An 18,948-nucleotide genomic window follows, 5' to 3' on the forward strand; every position below is an offset into this window, starting at 1 on the left:
AGGCATGGAACTGTTCCCGACGCTGCGCAGGCCGGAGGAGAAGGAGGCGGTGCGCTTCGGCGACCGCGCCCTCACCTACCCGGAGCTGGCCGCCGCCGCGGCGGGCGTCGCCGAGCGCGTCGGCGGTGCCCGGCGGGTGGCGGTGTGGGCCACCTCGGAGCTGGAGACCGCGGTGGCGGTGCTCGGCGCGCTCGCCGCCGGTGCCGCGGTGGTGCCGGTGAACCCGAAGGTGGGGGAGCGGGAGCTCGCGCACATCGCCGGGGACAGCGAACCGGAACTTCTGCTCGCCGCGCCCGGGTTCGAGGTCCCGGCGGCGCTGGCCGAGGTTCCGCTGCACGAGGTGGACCTCGCACCCGGCGGCGAGCTGCCCGCCGAACCGGACGAGGAGCAGCCGGCGCTGATCGTCTACACCTCCGGCACCACCGGCCCGCCGAAGGGCGTGGTGCTGCCGCGGCGGGCCATCCGGGCGAACCTCGACGCGCTCGCCGACGCGTGGGAGTGGACCGCGCAGGACGTGCTGGTGCACGCGCTGCCGCTGTTCCACGTGCACGGGCTGATCCTCGGCACCCTCGGGCCGGTGCGGCTCGGCGGGACCGTGCACCACCTCGGCCGGTTCTCCTCGGCGGCGGTGGCCGCGGAGCTGGCCGGCCCGGCGACGATGCTGTTCGGGGTGCCGACGATGTACCACCGCCTCGCCGACGACGCCGAACGCGATCCGGAGCTGGCGGCGGCGGTCGGCCGTGCCCGGCTGCTGGTGTCCGGTTCGGCCGCGCTGCCCGCGGTGGAGCACGAGCGGATCTCCCGGCTGACCGGGCAGCGCGTCGTGGAGCGCTACGGCATGAGCGAGACGATCATGAATTCGGGCGTGCGCGCCTCCGGGGACCGCAGGCCCGGCTACGTCGGCCTGCCCTTCGACGGGGTGGAGATCAAGCTCGTCGACGACGCGGGCGCCGACATCGAGGTCAGCGACGACGAGACCGTCGGTGAGATCCTGGTCCGCGGCCGGAACCTGTTCACCGGCTACCTGAACCGGCCGGACGCCACCGCCGCCGCGTTCGCCGACGGCTGGTTCCGCACCGGCGACGTCGCCACCCGCGCGCCCGACGGCTACCTGCGGATCGTGGGGCGCAAGGCGACCGACATCATCAAGAGCGGCGGCTACAAGATCGGTGCGGGCGAGATCGAGAACGCGCTGCTGGAGCACCCGGCCGTCGCCGAGGTCGCCGTCACCGGGCAGGCCGATCCGGACCTGGGCGAGCGGATCCTGGCCTGGGTGGTGCCGACCGCGGAGCCTGCGGACGCGGACGAGACCGGCCGCGAGCTCGCCGAGCACGTGGCCCGGCTGCTCACCCCGCACAAGCGCCCGCGCGAGGTGCGGTTCGTGGAGTCCTTGCCGCGCAACGAGATGGGCAAGGTCATGAAGAAGGCGCTGGGGTGATCCGGTGGGCGCGCGCGAGCTGATCACCGCCGTGTGCGCGGACTTCACCGAGTTCGCGCCGCGCCGCACCGGAACCCGCCCGGTGGACGGCCCGCTGGACTGGGACGGCTACGGCGAGCAGCGGCGGCGGGCCGCCGAGCGCACCGGAGCGGCCGAATCCGTGCTGTGCGGGCACGGCGCGGTCGGTTCCGGCCGCGCCGTGCTGATCGCGTTCGAGTTCGGCTTCCTCGGCGGTTCGGTCGGGGAGGAGACCGGGGCGCGGGTGGTGGACGCCTTCGACCGGGCCCGGGAGCTGCGGCTGCCGGTGGTCTCGCTGGTGGCCTCCGGCGGAAGCCGGATGCAGGAGGGGATCCGCGCGCTCGCCCAGCTGCAGACCATCGCGCGGGCCTGCGCGCGGACCAAGCGGGCGGGCCTCCCGCACGTGGCGGTGCTGCGAGATCCGACGACCGGCGGCATGTGGGCGGCGCTGGGCGCGGGCGCCGACGTGGTGCTCGCGGTGCCCGGCGCGGAGGTCGCGTTCGGCGGCAGCCGGGTGCGCCCCGCCGCGGAGTCCGGAGCGGCGTTCACCGCGGCCGGGAAGTTCGCCGCCGGCCAGGTCGACCGGCTGGTGGCGGAGGACGAGCTGCCCGCGGTGCTCCCCGGCCTGGTGGACCTGCTGCAACCGCGCCGCGCCGTCCCGGAACCCGTCGCGCCGCCCGTCCCGCCGCGGCCGGGCCCCGCCCCGGGCAGCGGGTGGGCGGCGGTGCGGCGCGCCCGCGCGGCGGAGCGCCCGCGCGCGACCGACTACCTGGACCGGTTCTTCACCAGCCGGTTCGCGCTCAGCGGCGACCGGGCGGGTGGTGCGGATCCGGGGATGCTGTGCGGGATCGGCGAGCACGAGGGCCGTCCGGTCGCCTACGCCGCGCAGACCGGTACCGCCAACACCCCGGCCGGTTTCCGCACGGCGGCCCGGCTGGTGCGGCTGGCGGACCGGCTGCGGCTGCCGGTGCTGACGCTGGTGGACACCCCGGGCGCGGCGAACGGCGCGGCCGCCGAACTCGCCGGGGCCGGGCCCGCGATCGGCGAGCTGTTCACCGCGGTCGCCGAGGCGCGGGTGCCGATCACCACGCTCGTGATCGGCGAGGGCGGTTCCGGGGGAGCGCTGGCGCTGGCGGCGCCGGGGTCGACGTGGATCACCGCGGACGCCTACTTCGCCGTCATCGCCCCGGAATCGGCCGCGTCGATCCTCAAGCGCCCGCCGGAGCAGGTGCCGGAGCTGGCCGAGTCGTTGCGGCTGCGCCCCCAGGACGTCGTGGACCTCGGTTTCGCCCGGGGCGTCCTCGGCGAGCCGCCGCGGTGACCGACGGCGGTCGCGCGCCCGCAAGAGGGCAAGGCGGTGCGAGGTGTGATGGTCATCCCCTACCGAACCTCGCTGTGGTCAGGTTAGCCTAACCATACAGGGCTGAGCCGGTCTCGGTACAGGAGAGCGCGCCCGGTCGTGGCAGCAGGCGAGGGGAAAGACGAGATGGACCGCAGTGGCATCAGCGGCCGGGTCGCCGTGGTGACCGGCGCCGCCCACGGTATCGGTACCGCTGTGGTGCACGCGCTCGGGGAGCTGGGGGCGACCGTCGTCGCGATCGACCTCGACGCCGACGAACTCGCCGAGGTCGCCTCGACCGCGACCGGGAAGGGCCGCCGGGTGCTGGCCTGCCCCGCCGACGTCGCGGACTCCGCCGCCGTCGAATCCGTGGTGGAGCACGCCGAGCGCGAGGCGGGTCCGGTGGACCTGCTCGTCAACGTCGCCGGGATCCTGCACCCCGGCACCGTGCAGGAGATCGACGAGGCCGACTGGCACCGCACCTTCGCGGTGAACACCACCGGCGTGTTCCACCTGTGCCGCTCGGTGTCGAAGCGGATGATCCCGCGCGGCCGCGGCTCCATCGTCACCGTCGGCTCCAACGCCGCCGGCGTCCCGCGCCAGGGCATGGCCGCCTACGGCGCGTCCAAGGCGGCGGCGACGCTGTTCACCAAGTCGCTCGGCCTGGAGCTCGCCGAGCACGGCATCCGCTGCAACGTGGTCTCGCCGGGTTCCACCGACACGCCGATGCAGCACCGGCTGTGGGACGAACGCGGACCCGCCCCGGTGATCGCCGGATCGCTGGAGACCTACAAGACCGGCATCCCGCTGGGCAAGCTGGCCACGGCCGAGGACGTCGCGGAGGCGGTCGTCTTCCTGCTCTCCGACCAGGCCGGGCACATCACGATGCACGATCTGTACGTCGACGGCGGCGCGACGCTGCGCGCCTGAGCCGCCCCTCGACCACCGCCCACGGAAGGCACACATGACCACGGACAGCGATACCACCATGCGCGGAGAATCCGACGATCTCGGCGAGCGCCTCACCCCGGGCGCCCTGCTCGACCGGTATTCGGCGGGTTCCTCGTTCTTCTTCGCCTCGCCGCGCGGTTCGATGCTGGCGCGCGGCGTCGACGCCGTGGTGCCGAAGGCGACCTGCTCCGGGGGGCGCGACCGGCTCCCCGGACAGGTCGCCGAATTCCTGCGCCACGCCGAGGAATTCGGCCGGGTGAACCCCGTCGTGGTCGGTGCCGTGCCGTTCGGCGACAACCTGCCCGCGCACCTGGTGCTGCCCGCCGCGGTGGACCGCGCCGAGCCGCTGTCCGAACCGGTGGCCGCGCCGGACGCGCCCCGGGTGGACTACGAGGTGAAGCACGTCCCGGCGCCCGCCGAGTACGAGCGCGCGGTGGAGCGGGTGCTCAAGCGGCTGCGCGACGAGGAGATGAGCAAGGTCGTGCTGGCCCGCTCCCTCGAACTGTCCACATCGGACCCGGTGGATCCGGGGCGGATGCTGCGCAACCTCGCGGGCACCGATCCGGGCGGGTTCACCTACGCCGTGGACCTCCCGCGGCGCGGCCAGGACGGCACCCGCGACTCCTTCGGCGAACGGGCCGAGACGGGCCGCACCCTGCTCGGCGCCAGCCCGGAGCTGCTGGTGTCGCTGGACGGCACCCGGGTGCGCTCCAACCCGCTTGCCGGTTCCCGGCCGCGCAGCGCGGACCCGGACGAGGACCGCCGCCGCGCCGAGGAGCTGCAGCACTCCGAGAAGGACCTGCGCGAGCACGCCGCCGTCGTCGACGCCGTGGTCGCCGCGCTGCGCCCGCTGTGCCGCGACCTCGTCGTCCCCGACGGGCCCTCGGTGGTGCACACCGCCGCCATGTGGCACCTGTCCACCGAGATCACCGGCGAACTCCTCGACCCCGGGACCACCTCGCTGCAGCTGGCCGTCGCCATGCACCCGACGCCCGCCGTGTGCGGCACGCCGCCGGAGGACGCCCGGGTAGCCATCGCCGAAGCGGAACCGTTCGAGCGCGGCTACTACACCGGGATGGTCGGTTGGTGCGACGCCACAGGCGACGGAGAATGGGTCGTCACGATCAGGTGCGCCGAGATCGAGGACTCCGCGATCCGCTTCTACGCCGGCGCGGGGATCGTCGAAGGTTCCGACCCGGCCGACGAGCTCGCCGAGACCTCCGCGAAGTTCCGCACCGCGCTCTCGGCGATGGGCTGGACGGACGCGCTGTAGCCACCGGCCGCCCCTGCCGACCCCCGAACGAACAGGAACGACGATGCTGCCCGGATGCCCTACCTGGCCCGAACAGGACGCCGCCCGGTACCGCGAAGCCGGGTACTGGCGCGGGGAGACCTTCGGCGAGATCCTCCGCGCCCGCGCCGCCGAGCACGGCGACCGGGTCGCGGTCGTGGACGCCGACCGCTCGCTGACCTACCGCGAGCTCGACACCCGCGCCGACCGGCTCGCGGCCGGGCTGCGCGAGCTCGGCATCGGCGCGCAGGACCGGGTCGTGGTGCAGCTGCCGAACATCGCCGAGTTCTTCGAGGTGTGCTTCGCGCTGTTCCGCCTCGGCGCGGTGCCGGTGTTCGCGCTGCCCTCGCACCGGCTGACCGAAGTGGCCTACTTCTGCGAGTTCGCCGAGGCCGCCGCCTACATCACCTGCGACGTGGAGGCCGGGTTCGACCACCGCGCGCTCGCCGCCGAGGTGCGGGCGAAGGTGCCGGGGCTGCGCCACGTGCTCATCGCGGGCGACCCGGGGGAGTCCGGTTTCCCCGCGCTGTCCGGGATCGACGCCGAACCATCCGATGTGGACGGTCCAGGTCCGGGGGACATCGCGTTCCTCCAGCTCTCCGGCGGCAGCACCGGGGTGCCGAAGCTCATCCCGCGCACCCACGACGACTACGCCTACTCGTTCCGCGCCAGCAACGAGATCTGCGGCGTCACCGCGGACACCGTCTACCTGGTGGCGCTGCCCGCCGCGCACAACTTCCCGATGAGCTCGCCCGGCACCTTCGGCGTCCTGCAGGCCGGCGGCAAGGTGGTGCTCTCCCGCCGCCCCAGCCCCGACGAGGTCTTCCCGCTGGTGGAGCGGGAACGGGTCACGCTGCTGGCCGCGGTCCCGCCGCTGGCGCTGGTGTGGCTGGACGCGGCCGCCAACACCGCGCACGACCTCTCCAGCCTGGAGGTGCTGCAGGTCGGCGGCGCCAAGTGCAGCGAGGAGGTCGCGCGCCGGGTCCGCCCGGTGCTCGGTGCCACCCTGCAGCAGGTGTTCGGCATGGCCGAAGGGCTCGTCAACTACACCCGGCTCGACGACCCCGAGGACGTCATCGTCACCACCCAGGGCAGGCCGATCTCCCCGGACGACGAGGTCCTCGTCGTCGACGACGAGGACCGGCCCGTCGCCCCCGGCGGCACCGGCCACCTGCTCACCCGCGGGCCCTACACGATCCGCGGCTACTACCGGGCCGAGGAGCACAACGCCAAGGCGTTCACCCCCGAGGGCTTCTACCGCACCGGCGACGTCGTGCGGTTCACCGCCGAGGGCAACATCGTCGTCGAAGGCCGCGCCAAGGACCAGATCAACCGCGGTGGCGAGAAGGTCGCGGCCGAAGAGGTGGAGAACCACCTGCTGGCCCACCCCGCCGTGCACGACGCCGCCGTGGTGTCCATGCCCGACCCGTACCTCGGCGAGCGCACCTGCGCCTTCGTGGTGGCGCGCGGCGAGGCGCCGAAGGCCCGCGAGCTGATCAAGTTCGTCCGGCAGCGCGGCCTCGCCGGCTACAAGGTGCCGGACCGCGTCGAGTTCGTCGACGCGTTCCCGCAGACCGGCGTCGGCAAGGTCAGCAAGCGCGACCTGCGCGAAGCGATCCAGCGCGACCTGGTGCCGGAACTCGAACGTCGTTGACCGGCCGAGCGGCCCCGCGCGAACGGGGCCGGCCCGGCGATTCCCGGCCGGGGCGGCCCCGGACCGGACGTGGAGCAGGACAGGAGGACGCACAGGTGGGGTTGCCGACGATCGCGCCGTACCCGGTTCCGCGGCAGGACGAACTGCCCGCCAACCGGGTGGACTGGCGACCGGACGCGGACCGGGCCGTGCTGCTCGTGCACGACATGGAGCGGCACTTCGTGGGCGTCTTCGAGCCCGACGCCGAACCGCTCACCGAGGTGGTGCCGAACATCCGCAGGCTCGCCGCGGGCGCCCGCGCCGCCGGGGTTCCCGTCGTGTACTGCGCCCAGCCCAGCGGGCAGACCCCGCAGCAGCGCGGTCTCCAGCTGGAGTGGTGGGGCCCCGGCGTCGCCGACGCCGAGCAGGAGGCGATCATCGACGAGCTCGCGCCGGAACCCGGCGACGTGCGCCTGACCAAGTGGCGCTACAGCGCCTTCCAGCGCACCGAGCTGCGCGAGATGCTGCGCGGCTGGGGCCGCGACCAGCTGATCATCACCGGCATCTACGCGCACATCGGATGCCTGATGACCGCGGCCGAAGCGTTCCAGCAGGAGGTGCAGGCCTTCCTGGCCGCCGACGCCGTCGCCGACTTCTCCGCCGAGGACCACCGGATGGCGGTGCAGTACGCGGCCAAGCGGTGCGCCGTGGTGGAGTCGACGCAGCGGCTCGTCGACGCGCTGGCGCCGCAGCCTTCCGCGGTGGCATGAGCGCCGCGGAGAACGGACCGGGCTTCGCCGAAGCCGGTGGAGAACGGGTGCAGGAGGAGAACATGAGCGGGAAGCTGACCCTCGACGACGTGCGGGCCGACGTGGCCGAGCTGCTCTACGAGGACCCGGCCGAGATCAGCGACGAGGAGAACCTGCTGGACTGGGGCCTCGACTCGGTGCGGATCATGAGCCTGGTGGAGCGGTGGCGCACCAAGGGCGTCGAGGTCACCTTCGCCGACCTGGCGGAGCGCCCCAGCCTCGCCGAGTGGTGGTCGGTGCTGGAGCCGAAGGCGGGCTGACCTCCGCCGCCCCGCGGCCGCGCCACCCGCCGCGCGACCCCGGTCAGGCCGGGTCGTGCAGCAGCCGGTGCAGGCGGGCCGCGACCGTGGGGCGGCGCCAGTCCTGCGCGGGCAGCACCACCAGCAGCGCCTCGTGCACCTCGATGTCGTCGCGGCCCGCGGCCCCGTCGGCCAGCCGCCACAGCAGTTCCGGGTCGCGCGCCGAGAGCACCGCGCCGCGCAACCCCGCCAGCAGGTCCTCCCGCTCCTCGCGGACCGCCGGTGCCTCCGAGCTCGGCAGCAGCGCGCCTCGGTGCAGCTCCAGCGCCGGGTCCAGCCGGCCCGCCCGCAGCGCGGCGCGCAGCTGCAGGAAGTCCGCGTCCACCTCGGCGGCGATCCGGTACGGCTTCGTCTGCACCACGTCGTGGCCCAGCTGGGTGCGCAGCCGGTGGATCTCGGCGCGCACCGTCACCGGGTTGCCCTGCTCGCCGTGCAGGGCCAGCGCCAGCTGCTCGGCGTTGAGGCCGTCGGGGGAGAGCGCGAGCACCGCCAGCAGCTCGGCGCGGCGCGGGCTCAGCGACACCTCGCGACCGCGCAGTTCCGCGGTCGGCCGGGAGGTGAGGAAGCGCAGCCGCAGCGTCGGTGGGCGTGCCCCGTCCGGAGCGGCCGACTCCGCCGCGGAACCGGCCCCGGCACGCACCGAACGCACCGAACCCGCCTCGGCGGCACCGGTCGCACCCGTCCCGCCGGAGCCCGAGCCGGTCCGGGCACCGGAGGAACCCGCCCCGCCTCGACCCGCGACGGCCCGAGGCGCCCGCAGCAGGTACCCCTCGGCCAACGGCTCGATCCGCGCCTCCCGGCCACCCAGCCGCAGCGCGCCTTCCGGGCGGTCCAGCTCGACCCGCTCCGGCAGCGCCAGATCACCCGGCTCGGCCGCGATCACCCGCCCGGTGGCGCTCAGCAGCGCCCCCGGTTCGCCGCGCAGCGCCCGCAGCGCGTCCGAGTTCCGCTCCCGCAGCCGCTCGTCGCGGCGTGCCATCCAGTCGCGCAGCGTGCTCTCCACCAGCGTCGTCGCCGCCGCGACCAGCGCGGGCAACGCGGGGTGCATGGTGTGCAGCGGCCCGCTGATGTCGATCGAGCCGAGGATGCGGCCGGTCTCCGGGTCGTGCACCGGGGAGGCCGCGCAGGTCCACGAGTGGTAGCGGCGCACCAGGTGCTCCGCCGAGTGGATCTGCACCGGGCGGCCGGTGGCCAGCGTGGTGCCCATCGCGTTGGTGCCCATCGAGGTCTCCGACCAGGTGGTGCCCTCGGCCAGCTGCACCCGGTCCGCGGCCCGGCACACGTTCGGGTGCCCCTCGCGCCAGAGGATGTTCCCCTCCGCGTCGGTGATCACCATGATGTGCGTGGTGCCGTCCGCCGCGTCCAGCAGGGTGCGGCGCAGCAGCGGCACGCAGGCCGCGAGCGGGTGCGCCGCGCGCATCTCCGCGAGCCGGTCGACGCCGACGACCACCGGCGGTTCGACCCGGTCCGGGTCGACGCTGGCCGCCAGCGAACGGCGCCACGACTCGAACACCACCGGGCGCGGTGCGTGCGGCGCGCGTTCCCCGGAGAGCACGGCGCTGTGCACCCGACGCAGCAGGCGGGCGCGTTCCATCGGGTCGGCGGGAATCTCGTCGGTGCGCTTCATTCCTCCGTGCTCACAACCGGGACGGGGCGAACCCGTCCGCGCTGAAGATCCAGAGCCGGTACGGTACCCAACCGCTCGCGCGCGGTCACGCTCGGAAGCTGCTCCACCGGTGCGGCGGAGCGCGCCCGATCGGCCCATCCTGGACCGTGACGCGCGCAACAGGCAAGAACGCTCACCCCATTGCCGCCGCCGGCCCGGCGCGCGTGGGCAACGTCACTGCAACGTCGCCGCCCGTAACTTCGCGCCCAACACCGCACAACGTCGTACGGGAGGCACCAGATGACGCTCTACGCAGCTCCGGGAACCGCCGGCTCGGTGGTCGAGTACCGCTCGCGCTACGACCACTTCATCGGCGGCGAGTACGTGGCCCCCGCGAAGGGCGGCTACTTCGAGAACCCCACGCCGATCACCGGCAAGGTCTTCACCGAGATCGCCCGCGGCACCGCGGACGACGTGGAGCGGGCCATCGACGCCGCCGAAGGCGCCGCACCAGCCTGGGGCCGCACCGCCCCCGCCGAGCGCGCCGGGGTGCTGCTGGCCATCGCCGACCGCATGGAGCAGAACCTGGAGAAGCTCGCGGTCGCCGAGAGCTGGGAGAACGGCAAGCCCGTCCGGGAGACGCTGGCCGCCGACATCCCGCTGGCGATCGACCACTTCCGCTACTTCGCGGGCGCGCTGCGCGCCCAGGAGGGCACCCTCTCGCAGGTCGACGAGGACACCGTCGCCTACCACTTCCACGAGCCGCTGGGCGTCGTCGGCCAGATCATCCCGTGGAACTTCCCGATCCTGATGGCGGTCTGGAAGATCGCCCCGGCGCTGGCCGGTGGCAACGCCATCGTGCTCAAGCCCGCCGAGCAGACCCCGGCGTCGATCCACGTGCTGCTGGAGGTCATCTCCGACCTGCTGCCGCCGGGCGTGCTCAACGTCGTCAACGGTTTCGGCGTCGAGGCGGGCAAGCCGCTGGCGTCGAGCTCGCGGATCCGCAAAGTCGCCTTCACCGGTGAGACCACCACCGGGCGGCTCATCCTGCAGTACGCCAGCGAGAACATCATCCCGGTGACGGTGGAGCTCGGCGGCAAGAGCCCGAACATCTTCTTCGACGACATCGGCGCCCAGCGCGACGCCTTCTACGACAAGGCGCTGGAGGGCTTCGCCATGTTCGCCCTCAACCAGGGCGAGGTGTGCACCTGCCCGTCGCGGGCACTGGTGCAGCAGGGCATCTACCGGGACTTCCTGGCCGACGCGGTCGCCCGCACCGAGAAGATCAAGACCGGGCACCCGCTGGACACCGACACCCAGATCGGCGCGCAGGCCAGCAACGACCAGCTGGAGAAGATCCTCTCCTACATCGACATCGGCAAGCAGGAGGGCGCCAAGATCCTCACCGGTGGCGAGCGCATCGAGCACGGCGGCGAACTCGCCGGCGGCTACTACGTGCAGCCCACCATCTTCGAGGGGCACAACAAGCAGCGGATCTTCCAGGAGGAGATCTTCGGGCCGGTGCTGTCGGTGGCGTCGTTCACCGACTACGACGAGGCGATCAAAACCGCCAACGACACCCTCTACGGCCTCGGCGCCGGCGTGTGGTCCCGGGACGGCTCCACCGCCTACCGGGCGGGCCGCGACATCCAGGCGGGCCGGGTGTGGGTGAACAACTACCACGCCTACCCGGCGCATGCGGCCTTCGGCGGCTACAAGCAGTCCGGCATCGGCCGCGAGACCCACAAGATGATGCTGGACCACTACCAGCAGACGAAGAACCTCCTCATCAGCTACTCCCAGAGCGGTCCGGGGTTGTTCTGATGGGGGACGAGGACACGGGCACTCCCGCACGGGTGGCCGTGACGCCGGAGGCGGCGGATCTGATCCGCCGCCTCCGGGCGCAGCACGGCCCGGTGATGTTCCACCAGTCCGGCGGGTGCTGCGACGGCAGCGCCCCCATGTGCTACCCGCAGGGCGAGTTCCGCACCGGGGCGTCCGACGTGCACCTGGGCGACCTCGCGGTGGCCGACGAGAACGGCGATCCCGACCCGGTGCCGATGTGGATGTCCGGCGCCCAGTTCGAGTACTGGAAGCACACCCACCTGACCGTCGACGTGGTTCCGGGGCGGGGGAGCGGATTCTCCTTGGAGGCGCCCGAAGGCGTGCGCTTCCTGATCCGATCCCGGTTGCTCACCGACGAGGAGTGGGCCGGGCTCGGCGAGCGCTGACCGCGGTGCGGCCGGGCGGGGGGCCCGGCCGCACCGGAGGCCTCACGGCCAGTCGATCTGCGGGGAGCGGGTGAACCCGATGCCCGCCGCCTCCCAGCGCGGTCCCTGCTGCGCCAGCCGCGCCCGGAACGACTCCCAGTCGTGGGTGTCAGCGGGCGACCAGCCCAGCTCGGCGATCGCGGGCAGCCGCGGGAACGCCATCAGCTCGACGTGCTCGGAGGTCTCCAGCGTCTCCGTCCACATCGGAGCCTCCACGCCGTGCACCGCCTCGGCGGGCACGCCCGGCAGGTGCGTCGCCGGGTCCCAGCCGTAGGCGTCGGCCACCTCGACGTACCCGGCCCAGCTCAGTCCCAGCTCGGTGGACTCGTCGTACTTCATGTCCAGGTACGACCGGTCCGCGGGCGACAGCAGGATCCGGTTGCCGCGCTCGGCGGCCGCGGCCATCAGCTCCGCGTCGGCGCCCTCGGTGCCCCAGTACTGCACGACCGACCCGGCGGCCGGTTCGGCCTTGGCGTACTCGTGCCAGCCCACCGCGGTCTTGCCGTACTTGGCCACGATCGGCAGCGCGCGGTCCATGAACGCGCGGTACTGCTCGTCGGTGGTGGCGTCCGCCTCGTCCCCGCCGATGTGCAGGTACGGGCCGGGGGTGAGGGCGGCGATCTCGCGGATCACGTCGTCCAGGAACTCGTAGGTCACGTCCTTGTCCACGCACAGCGAGCTGAACCCGACCTCGATGCCGGTGTACAGCGGCGGCGCCACCCCGTCGCAGTTGAGCTCCGCGTAGGAGGACAGCGCCGCGTTGGTGTGCCCCGGGGTGTCGATCTCCGGGATGAGGGTGATGTGCCGGGACTCGGCGTGCGCCACGATCTCCGAGTAGTCCTGCTGCGTGTAGAAGCCGCCGGGACCACCGCCGACCTCGGTGCTGCCGCCGTGCTCGGTCAGCCGCGGCCAATCGGTGATCTGGATCCGCCAGCCCTGGTCGTCGCTCAGGTGCAGGCGCAGGAAGTTCACCTTGTACCGCGCGAGCTGGTCGATGTAGCGCTTCACCGAGTCGACGTCGAAGAAGTGCCGGGCCACGTCGAGCCCGGCGGCGCGGTGCTCGTAGCGCGGCCGGTCGGTGATCTCCCCGCCGGGCACGGTCCACGGCACGTCCTGCACCTGCGGGCTCTCGATCTCGGCAGGCAGCAGCTGGCGCAGCGTCTGCACGCCGTGGAACAGGCCGGTGTCGGTGGCGGCGTGCAGCGTCACCGCGTCCGCGGTGACCTCCAGCCGGTAGCCCTCCGGCCCGGTCTCCGGCTCGTCCAGGCGCAGCGCGAGGTCGCCGCCGTCGCCGACCGGCAGCGGGAACCCGGTGGCGGGCCGCAGCACCTCGGCGAGGCGGTCGGCCACCTCGGTCGCGCCGGGGTCGGCGGTGATCGAGCTGTCGGCGGTCAGCTCGAACGCGACGCCGGGGGCTTCCCGCACCGTTTCGGGAGCCGGGACGACCTGGTGCAGCCGCGCCTGCGGATCCGCGGCGGCGGCGGGGGTGAGGGTGCTCAGGACTCCGGCGGTGAGCACGCCGGTCAGCAGGGCCGCCGTCGCGGCACGCACGGGGGTGAGGGGCATCGGCAACTCCCGATCGGAAACGAGGTCCTAAAAGGTATAGACCACCCATCCGGCGCGGACAGCACCCGAACGGACCCAAAACGCCGCCTGCCGCCCCCGATCAACGCCGGATGAACGGCCTGCCCGCCCGGGCGAACGGGCCGATCAACTCGGTCGCTGCCCGCGCAGCGCGCTCCGGAGGGCGTCGAGCACCGACGGGTCCTCGATGGTCGAGGGCACCTTCGCCTCGCCGGTGTCGGCGATCTCCCGCATCGACTTGCGCAGCACCTTCCCCGACCGCGTCTTCGGCAGCCCGTCCACCACGTCCACGTCCCGGAACGCCGCGACCGGCCCGATCTGGTCCCGCACCGCGGCCACCAGCTCCGCCCGCAGCTCCGCCGGGTCGACCTCGACGCCGGACTTGAGCACCACGAAACCGCGCGGCACCTGGCCCTTGAGCGCGTCGTGCACGCCGATCACCGCGCACTCCGCCACCGCCGGGTGCGCGGCGAGCACCGCCTCCATCGATCCGGTGGACAACCGGTGCCCCGCCACGTTGATCACGTCATCGGTGCGGCCCATCACGAACACGTAGCCGTCCTCGTCCACGTGCCCGCTGTCGCCGGTCAGGTAGTAGCCGGGGTACCGGGACAGGTAGGACTCGCGGAACCGCTCGTCGTCGCCCCACAGCGTCGGCAGCATCCCCGGCGGCAGCGGCTGCTTGATGCAGATCGCGCCGTCCACTCCCGGCGGCACCTCCGCGCCCGCCTGGTCGAGCACCCGCACGTCGAACCCGGGCACCGGCACCGTCGGCGACCCCGGCTTGATCGGCATCGGTTCCAGGCCGCGCAGGTTCGCGCAGATCGGCCAGCCCGTCTCGGTCTGCCACCAGTGGTCCACCACCGGCACGCCGAGGGTGCGCACCGCCCACTGGTAGGTCTCCGGGTCCAGCCGCTCCCCGGCGAGGAACAGCGTGCGCAGCGAGGACAGGTCGTGGTGGGCGAGCTCGGCCGCCTCCGGATCGACCCGCTTGATCGCCCGGAAGGCGGTCGGCGCGGTGAACAGCGCCTTCACCCCGTGCTCGGCGATGACCCGCCAGAACGCCCCCGCGTCCGGGGTGCCCACCGGCTTGCCCTCGTAGACCACGGTGGTCGCCCCGGCCAGCAGCGGGCCGTAGACGATGTAGGAGTGCCCGACGACCCAGCCCACGTCGGAGGCGGTCCAGAACACCTCCCCGGGCCCGATGTCGTAGATGGCGCCCATCGACCAGCGCAGCGCCACCGCGTGCCCGCCGTGGTCGCGCACGACGCCCTTGGGGCGGCCGGTGGTGCCGGAGGTGTAGAGCACGTACAGCGGGTCGGTGGCCGCCACCGGCACGCAGTCGGCGGGCTCGGCGGCCGCCAGTGCTTCGGCGGCGTCGGCGTCGTCCGGGCCGAGCTCGGCGCGCGCCCGGTCGCGCTGGAACACCAGCACGCCGCCGGCCGGGCGGTGATCGGCCAGCCGCAGCGCCTCGTCGACGATCGGCTTGTACTCCACGACCCGGTTCGGCTCCAGCCCGCAGGAGGCGGCCACCACGATCGCCGGGCGGGCGTCGTCGATGCGGGCGGCGAGCTCCTTCGGCGCGAAGCCGCCGAAGACCACCGAGTGCACCGCGCCGATCCGCGCGCAGGCCAGCATCACCACCAGGGCTTCCGGGATCATCGGCAGGTAGACGATCACCCGGTCGCCCTTGCCGACGCCGCGCGCCCGCAGCGCCCCGGCGAAGCGGGCGGTGCGGTCCAGCAGCTCGCGGTAGGTCCAGCGGGACACCTCGCCGGTCATCGCCGAGTCCCAGATGACCGCGGCCTGCTCGCCCCGCCCGTCGCGCACGTGCCGGTCCAGCGCGTTGAAGCAGGTGTTGAGCACCCCGTCCGGGAACCAGCGCCCGGACTCGTCCAGCGCCCTGCTCGGCGCCCGGTCCCAGTCGATGCCGGTTGCGGCCTCCAGCCAGAACCCCTCGGGGTCGGCGAGGCTGCGCCGGTGCGCGTCGGCGTGGGCACCCATGGTCGAGACCTCCCGCGGTATGTGTGGGACGGATGCCGGTGGTCTACCCGAAGGGGGCCGTTCGCGCCAGCACCCACGCGGCGCCGGCGAGCGGTGGCGGCGACGCGCCGGGTCCGCGGACGTGGCGCCCGCGTGCCCGACAGTCCACAATGGTCGATCGACGGGAGGGGTGGTTTCCGGTGCGGCGACCGAACATCGCGGGTTCCTGCGACGAGCGGTCGGTCGCGTTTCGGCCGCGCCGAACCCGTGCACTTTCAAGATCATCCATTCGGCGTCGGGTCGCTCCCGCTGGGCGCAGGCCAGGCGGATTCGGCGGAACTCCCGGTCGCCAGTCGAACACAATGCGTGGGTGGGGAGGCGGTCGGTCGACGAAGGGGTCGGTCTGGCCGACGACCGTGATGGAGGTGTCAAGCTTTGACCAGCGTGGAGACGACTCACCGGGACGGCATCACCGACGGTGACGACGACGCGGCGGAACTGCCCACCACCCCGTGCAGCGTGGTGTGGAGCGGTGGGCACTCGTTCGTCCTCGAAGGCGTGGGCGGCCGCGCCCGCTGGGCCGGCGTGGACGACCGCGGCCGGGCCCGCTTCCTGACCGACGCCGAGATGCGGCGCCGCGGCTGGAGCCACGACCGCCGCTGACCGGCCGCGCACCCCTGGCCGCCCCGGCCACCGCGAGGGGGGTGTGGCACCCTGATCGGTGCGGGCGCCCCCGGGTGCCCCGGAGCCGCAGGCGCAGGTGAGCGCTTCGCGGCGGAACGCACAACCGCGTCAGGGGAGGGCTGTGGTGCAGGACGCCGACGGCACCACGGCCGGATCCGAAGGCCGAGGTGGAGCGGGCGATCCCGCGTCCCCGGAGCCGGACGGCCCGCGGATCGGCACCGGCGGGCAGCCCGGGACCGAACCCGCTGCGGAGCCCGCCGCGGGCCGGGGCGAGGACCCCGCCCAGCCGCCCGACCCGGGCATCGCCCGGATCAAGGAAGTCGCCGCGAGCGTCTGGGACGACCCGTGGCTCACCTGGCCCAACCTGCTGAGCGTCGTACGGCTCGCCGGGGTCCCGCTGTTCCTCTGGCTGCTGCTCGGCCCGCAGTCCGACCTGCTGGCGCTGCTGGTGCTGGTGGTCAGCGGCGCGACCGACTGGCTCGACGGCAAGCTCGCCCGCTGGCTCGACCAGTACAGCCGCGTCGGCGAGCTGCTGGACCCGGCGGCCGACCGGCTCTACATCGTCGCCACGCTCGTCGCGTTCGTGCTCCGCGACGTGATCCCGTGGTGGGCCGCGGCCGCGCTCATCGGCCGCGACGTGGTCCTCACCCTGTGCCTGCCGGTGCTGCGCTGGCACGGGTTCGAGCCGCCGGAAGTGCACTACCTCGGCAAGGCCGCCACGTTCTGCCTGATGTACGCGTTCCCGCTGCTGCTGCTCGTGCAGGAGGACTTCGCGTTCGCGGGCGTGGCGCGGCCGATCGCCTACGCGTTCACCTGCTGGGGCGGCGCGCTGTACGTCTGGGCGGGGGCGCTGTACCTGGTGCAGGTGATCGCCGCGGTGCGCGCGGCCCGCACGCTGAAGACCTGATCGTTCCAGTTCCGGGCGGTGCCGACCCGATCACGCTCGGCCGCCTTGCGGCCGGGAGCGGCCCCGACCTAGGCTCGCCTGGCCCGTGGCGATCATCGCGCGGGTGCGGCGGCACCTCGCCCCGCCCACGGCACGACGAGGAAGGCGGGACCCCAGTGGCCCCGGACGGGATCAAGTACACCCAGGAGCACGAGTGGGTGCGGCGCACCGGCGACGACACCGCGCGCATCGGGATCACCGACTACGCCCAGCAGCAGCTCGGTGACGTGGTGTTCGTGCAGCTGCCCGAGGTGGGCGAGACCGTCGAGGCCGGTGGCGGCATCGGCGAGGTGGAGTCGACCAAGAGCGTCTCCGACATCTACGCCCCGCTGGCGGGGGAGATCGTCGCCCGCAACGACAAGCTCGACCAGGAGCCGGAGCTGGTCAACTCCGACCCGTTCGGCGACGGCTGGATGATCGAGATCAAGCTCTCGGACCCGGCCGCGATCGACGGACTGCTCAGCGAGAGCGACTACCAAGGCATCATCGACCAGGGATGATCGTTGATCTCGGGTTCGCGAACGGCGTGAGGTGGGAGTCCCGCGTCTGCGGCCTGCGACGGCACGGTACGTTTGAACGCACTTGCACGACCCATCCGCGCAGAGGAGAGCTCAGGTGAGCCAGAACGACGGGCCCGGCGGCGTTCCGCCGGAGCAGTCACCGGAGACCACCTCGGTCTTCAGGCCGTTCCTCTCGGAGCCGGAGAGCACCGAGAGTGCGACCCCGGAGCCAGCGGCCTCCGGGGTCGATGCGCTGCCCGCCGGGGCTGCCCTGCTGGTGGTCAAGCGCGGCCCGAACGCCGGGTCGCGGTTCCTGCTCGACAGGGAGACCACCAGCGCCGGACGCCACCCGGACAGCGACATCTTCCTCGACGACGTGACGGTGTCCCGTCGGCACGCCGAGTTCCGGCGAGAGGGCAACGACTTCGTCGTCGTCGACGTCGGCAGCCTCAACGGCACCTACGTCAACCGGGAACCGGTGGACACCTCGGTGCTGGCCAACGGCGACGAGGTGCAGATCGGGAAGTTCCGGTTGGTGTTCCTGACCGGTCCCATCGACGATCAGGGCCGCTGAGCCGGACGTTCCGCGGACAGAACGCATCGGGGCGACGCCATCCGGCGCCGCCCCGATCGTTCTCGGCGGTGATCGTTGCGAGCGATCTTCGAGCCGGTGGTTCCCGCACTCCGGAACGGGTTCTGCGGGATGCCCTGCGGTGTATCGTGGCGGAGGACATCGTTCGCGTCGCGAGCGGTCGGCGCCCCCGGGTGCCGGGCGCCCGGATCCGGGGCGGTCCGCGGCGGAAGCGTCGCGGGAGCCGCGTCCGGTGAGCACCCGCGGGTGCCGCGGAACCGGTGCGCAACGGCGTCAACGACCGCCCCGGTCCGGGGCGGACAACGGAAAGGCCCGGTACCGGCGACACCGTCGGTGCGAGGCCGGGAACGAGCCGGAAAAGCCGTCCACCGAGCGGAAAATCCGGGCGGGGACGACGGCCGGAGGTCGGCGTGTCCGCCGTATCGCGGGTAGCGTCAGAGGCGTCGGTGCGCGATCCTCGACCAAGGATGTCACGCTTCGGCGCGCTGGAGGAGGCGATGTGTCGATGAGCAGCGAAATGCGCGTCGTCGGCGTGCGAGTGGAACTACCAGCCAACCAGCCGATCCTGCTGCTGCGCGAGACCGAGGGCGAGCGGTACCTGCCGATCTGGATCGGATCGGTGGAGGCCACCGCGATCGCGCTGGAGCAGCAGGGCGTGCGACCCGCCAGACCCCTCACCCACGACCTGCTCAAGGACGTCATCGGCGCCCTCGGGCGGGACCTGGAGCAGGTGCGGATCACCGACCTGCAGGAGGGCACGTTCTTCGCCGAGCTCATCTTCGACGGGGACGTGCGGGTCTCGGCGCGGCCGAGCGACTCGGTGGCGCTGGCGTTGCGGATCGGGGTGCCGATCCACGCCGACGAATCGGTGCTGGACGAAGCCGGGTTGATCATCCCGGACGAGCAGGAGGACGAGGTCGAGAAGTTCCGGGAGTTCCTGGACTCGGTCTCGCCGGAGGACTTCCGCGGCGCGGACACCTGATCGCGGCGGGCGGGCGCACGACC

17 protein-coding genes are annotated in these 18,948 nt (G+C 73.3%); 14 read left to right on the forward strand and 3 right to left on the reverse strand.

Annotated features, from left to right (window positions below; all coding sequences use genetic code 11):
• The first annotated feature begins 4 nt into the window (after positions 1-4).
• The 7 genes from H1226_RS12875 to H1226_RS12905 all read left to right on the forward strand — a co-directional run bounded on the left by H1226_RS12875 (position 5) and on the right by H1226_RS12905 (position 7,739).
• Complete coding sequence (locus tag H1226_RS12875; RefSeq protein ID WP_258349204.1) at positions 5-1,438, forward strand: acyl-CoA synthetase; 1,434 nt, start codon at positions 5-7, stop codon at positions 1,436-1,438.
• A 4-nt stretch (positions 1,439-1,442) separates the two neighbouring features.
• On the forward strand, positions 1,443-2,777 hold the full coding sequence (locus H1226_RS12880) for a carboxyl transferase domain-containing protein (RefSeq protein ID WP_373690050.1): 1,335 nt from the start codon (positions 1,443-1,445) through the stop codon (positions 2,775-2,777).
• Positions 2,778-2,942: 165 nt separating this feature from the next.
• Positions 2,943-3,725: a 2,3-dihydro-2,3-dihydroxybenzoate dehydrogenase gene (locus tag H1226_RS12885; protein ID WP_258349205.1), complete on the forward strand. Its 783-nt coding sequence runs from the start codon at positions 2,943-2,945 to the stop codon at positions 3,723-3,725.
• A gap of 34 nt (positions 3,726-3,759) precedes the next feature.
• Positions 3,760-5,019: an isochorismate synthase DhbC gene (gene dhbC, locus H1226_RS12890; RefSeq protein ID WP_258349206.1), complete on the forward strand. Its 1,260-nt coding sequence runs from the start codon at positions 3,760-3,762 to the stop codon at positions 5,017-5,019.
• Between the two features lie 43 nt (positions 5,020-5,062).
• The gene (locus H1226_RS12895; RefSeq protein WP_258349207.1) at positions 5,063-6,691 is read left to right on the forward strand and encodes a (2,3-dihydroxybenzoyl)adenylate synthase; all 1,629 of its coding nucleotides are present in this window, start codon (positions 5,063-5,065) and stop codon (positions 6,689-6,691) included.
• 95 nt (positions 6,692-6,786) lie between these two features.
• Positions 6,787-7,440 (forward strand): isochorismatase family protein, encoded by a 654-nt coding sequence (locus H1226_RS12900; protein ID WP_224958070.1) that lies wholly within the window; start codon positions 6,787-6,789, stop codon positions 7,438-7,440.
• Positions 7,437-7,739: a phosphopantetheine-binding protein gene (locus H1226_RS12905; protein WP_373690051.1), complete on the forward strand. Its 303-nt coding sequence runs from the start codon at positions 7,437-7,439 to the stop codon at positions 7,737-7,739. The genes H1226_RS12900 and H1226_RS12905 overlap by 4 nt, the downstream gene beginning before the upstream one ends.
• Positions 7,740-7,782: 43 nt before the next feature.
• On the opposite strand, the gene H1226_RS12910 is transcribed toward H1226_RS12905, so the two are convergent.
• Complete coding sequence (locus H1226_RS12910) at positions 7,783-9,405, reverse strand: GAF domain-containing protein (protein WP_258349208.1); 1,623 nt, start codon at positions 9,403-9,405, stop codon at positions 7,783-7,785.
• 279 nt (positions 9,406-9,684) lie between these two features.
• Between H1226_RS12910 and exaC the strand changes: the two genes are divergently transcribed.
• Complete coding sequence (gene exaC, locus H1226_RS12915) at positions 9,685-11,208, forward strand: acetaldehyde dehydrogenase ExaC (protein WP_258349209.1); 1,524 nt, start codon at positions 9,685-9,687, stop codon at positions 11,206-11,208.
• A complete protein-coding gene (locus tag H1226_RS12920) occupies positions 11,208-11,615 on the forward strand; it encodes a DUF779 domain-containing protein (RefSeq protein WP_224957380.1) in 408 nt (135 codons plus the stop codon). The genes exaC and H1226_RS12920 overlap by 1 nt, the downstream gene beginning before the upstream one ends.
• 42 nt (positions 11,616-11,657) lie before the next feature.
• Here H1226_RS12920 and H1226_RS12925 read toward each other — a convergent pair whose 3' ends face one another.
• Both H1226_RS12925 and H1226_RS12930 read right to left on the reverse strand, forming a co-directional pair.
• Positions 11,658-13,220, reverse strand: coding sequence for a beta-N-acetylhexosaminidase (locus H1226_RS12925; RefSeq protein WP_258349210.1), 1,563 nt, complete (start codon positions 13,218-13,220; stop codon positions 11,658-11,660).
• 144 nt (positions 13,221-13,364) lie between these two features.
• Positions 13,365-15,242: a propionyl-CoA synthetase gene (locus tag H1226_RS12930; protein WP_258349211.1), complete on the reverse strand. Its 1,878-nt coding sequence runs from the start codon at positions 15,240-15,242 to the stop codon at positions 13,365-13,367.
• 423 nt (positions 15,243-15,665) lie between these two features.
• Here H1226_RS12930 and H1226_RS12935 point away from each other — a divergent pair, with 423 nt between their 5' ends.
• The 5 genes from H1226_RS12935 to H1226_RS12955 all read left to right on the forward strand — a co-directional run bounded on the left by H1226_RS12935 (position 15,666) and on the right by H1226_RS12955 (position 18,925).
• Positions 15,666-15,884 carry a hypothetical protein gene (locus H1226_RS12935; protein WP_224957459.1) on the forward strand — a complete coding sequence of 73 codons (219 nt, stop codon included), beginning with the start codon at positions 15,666-15,668 and terminating at the stop codon, positions 15,882-15,884.
• Positions 15,885-16,206: 322 nt separating this feature from the next.
• Complete coding sequence (locus H1226_RS12940) at positions 16,207-16,812, forward strand: CDP-alcohol phosphatidyltransferase family protein (protein WP_224957460.1); 606 nt, start codon at positions 16,207-16,209, stop codon at positions 16,810-16,812.
• Positions 16,813-16,967: 155 nt separating this feature from the next.
• A complete protein-coding gene (gene gcvH / locus H1226_RS12945) occupies positions 16,968-17,351 on the forward strand; it encodes a glycine cleavage system protein GcvH (RefSeq protein WP_224977923.1) in 384 nt (127 codons plus the stop codon).
• A gap of 115 nt (positions 17,352-17,466) precedes the next feature.
• A complete protein-coding gene (garA, locus tag H1226_RS12950; RefSeq protein ID WP_224977922.1) occupies positions 17,467-17,925 on the forward strand; it encodes a glycogen accumulation regulator GarA in 459 nt (152 codons plus the stop codon).
• Between the two features lie 523 nt (positions 17,926-18,448).
• Complete coding sequence (locus H1226_RS12955; RefSeq protein ID WP_224957385.1) at positions 18,449-18,925, forward strand: bifunctional nuclease family protein; 477 nt, start codon at positions 18,449-18,451, stop codon at positions 18,923-18,925.
• The last annotated feature ends 23 nt before the right edge of the window (positions 18,926-18,948 follow it).

This window comes from Saccharopolyspora gregorii (genome assembly GCF_024734405.1).
Lineage (GTDB): Bacteria > Actinomycetota > Actinomycetes > Mycobacteriales > Pseudonocardiaceae > Saccharopolyspora_C > Saccharopolyspora_C gregorii.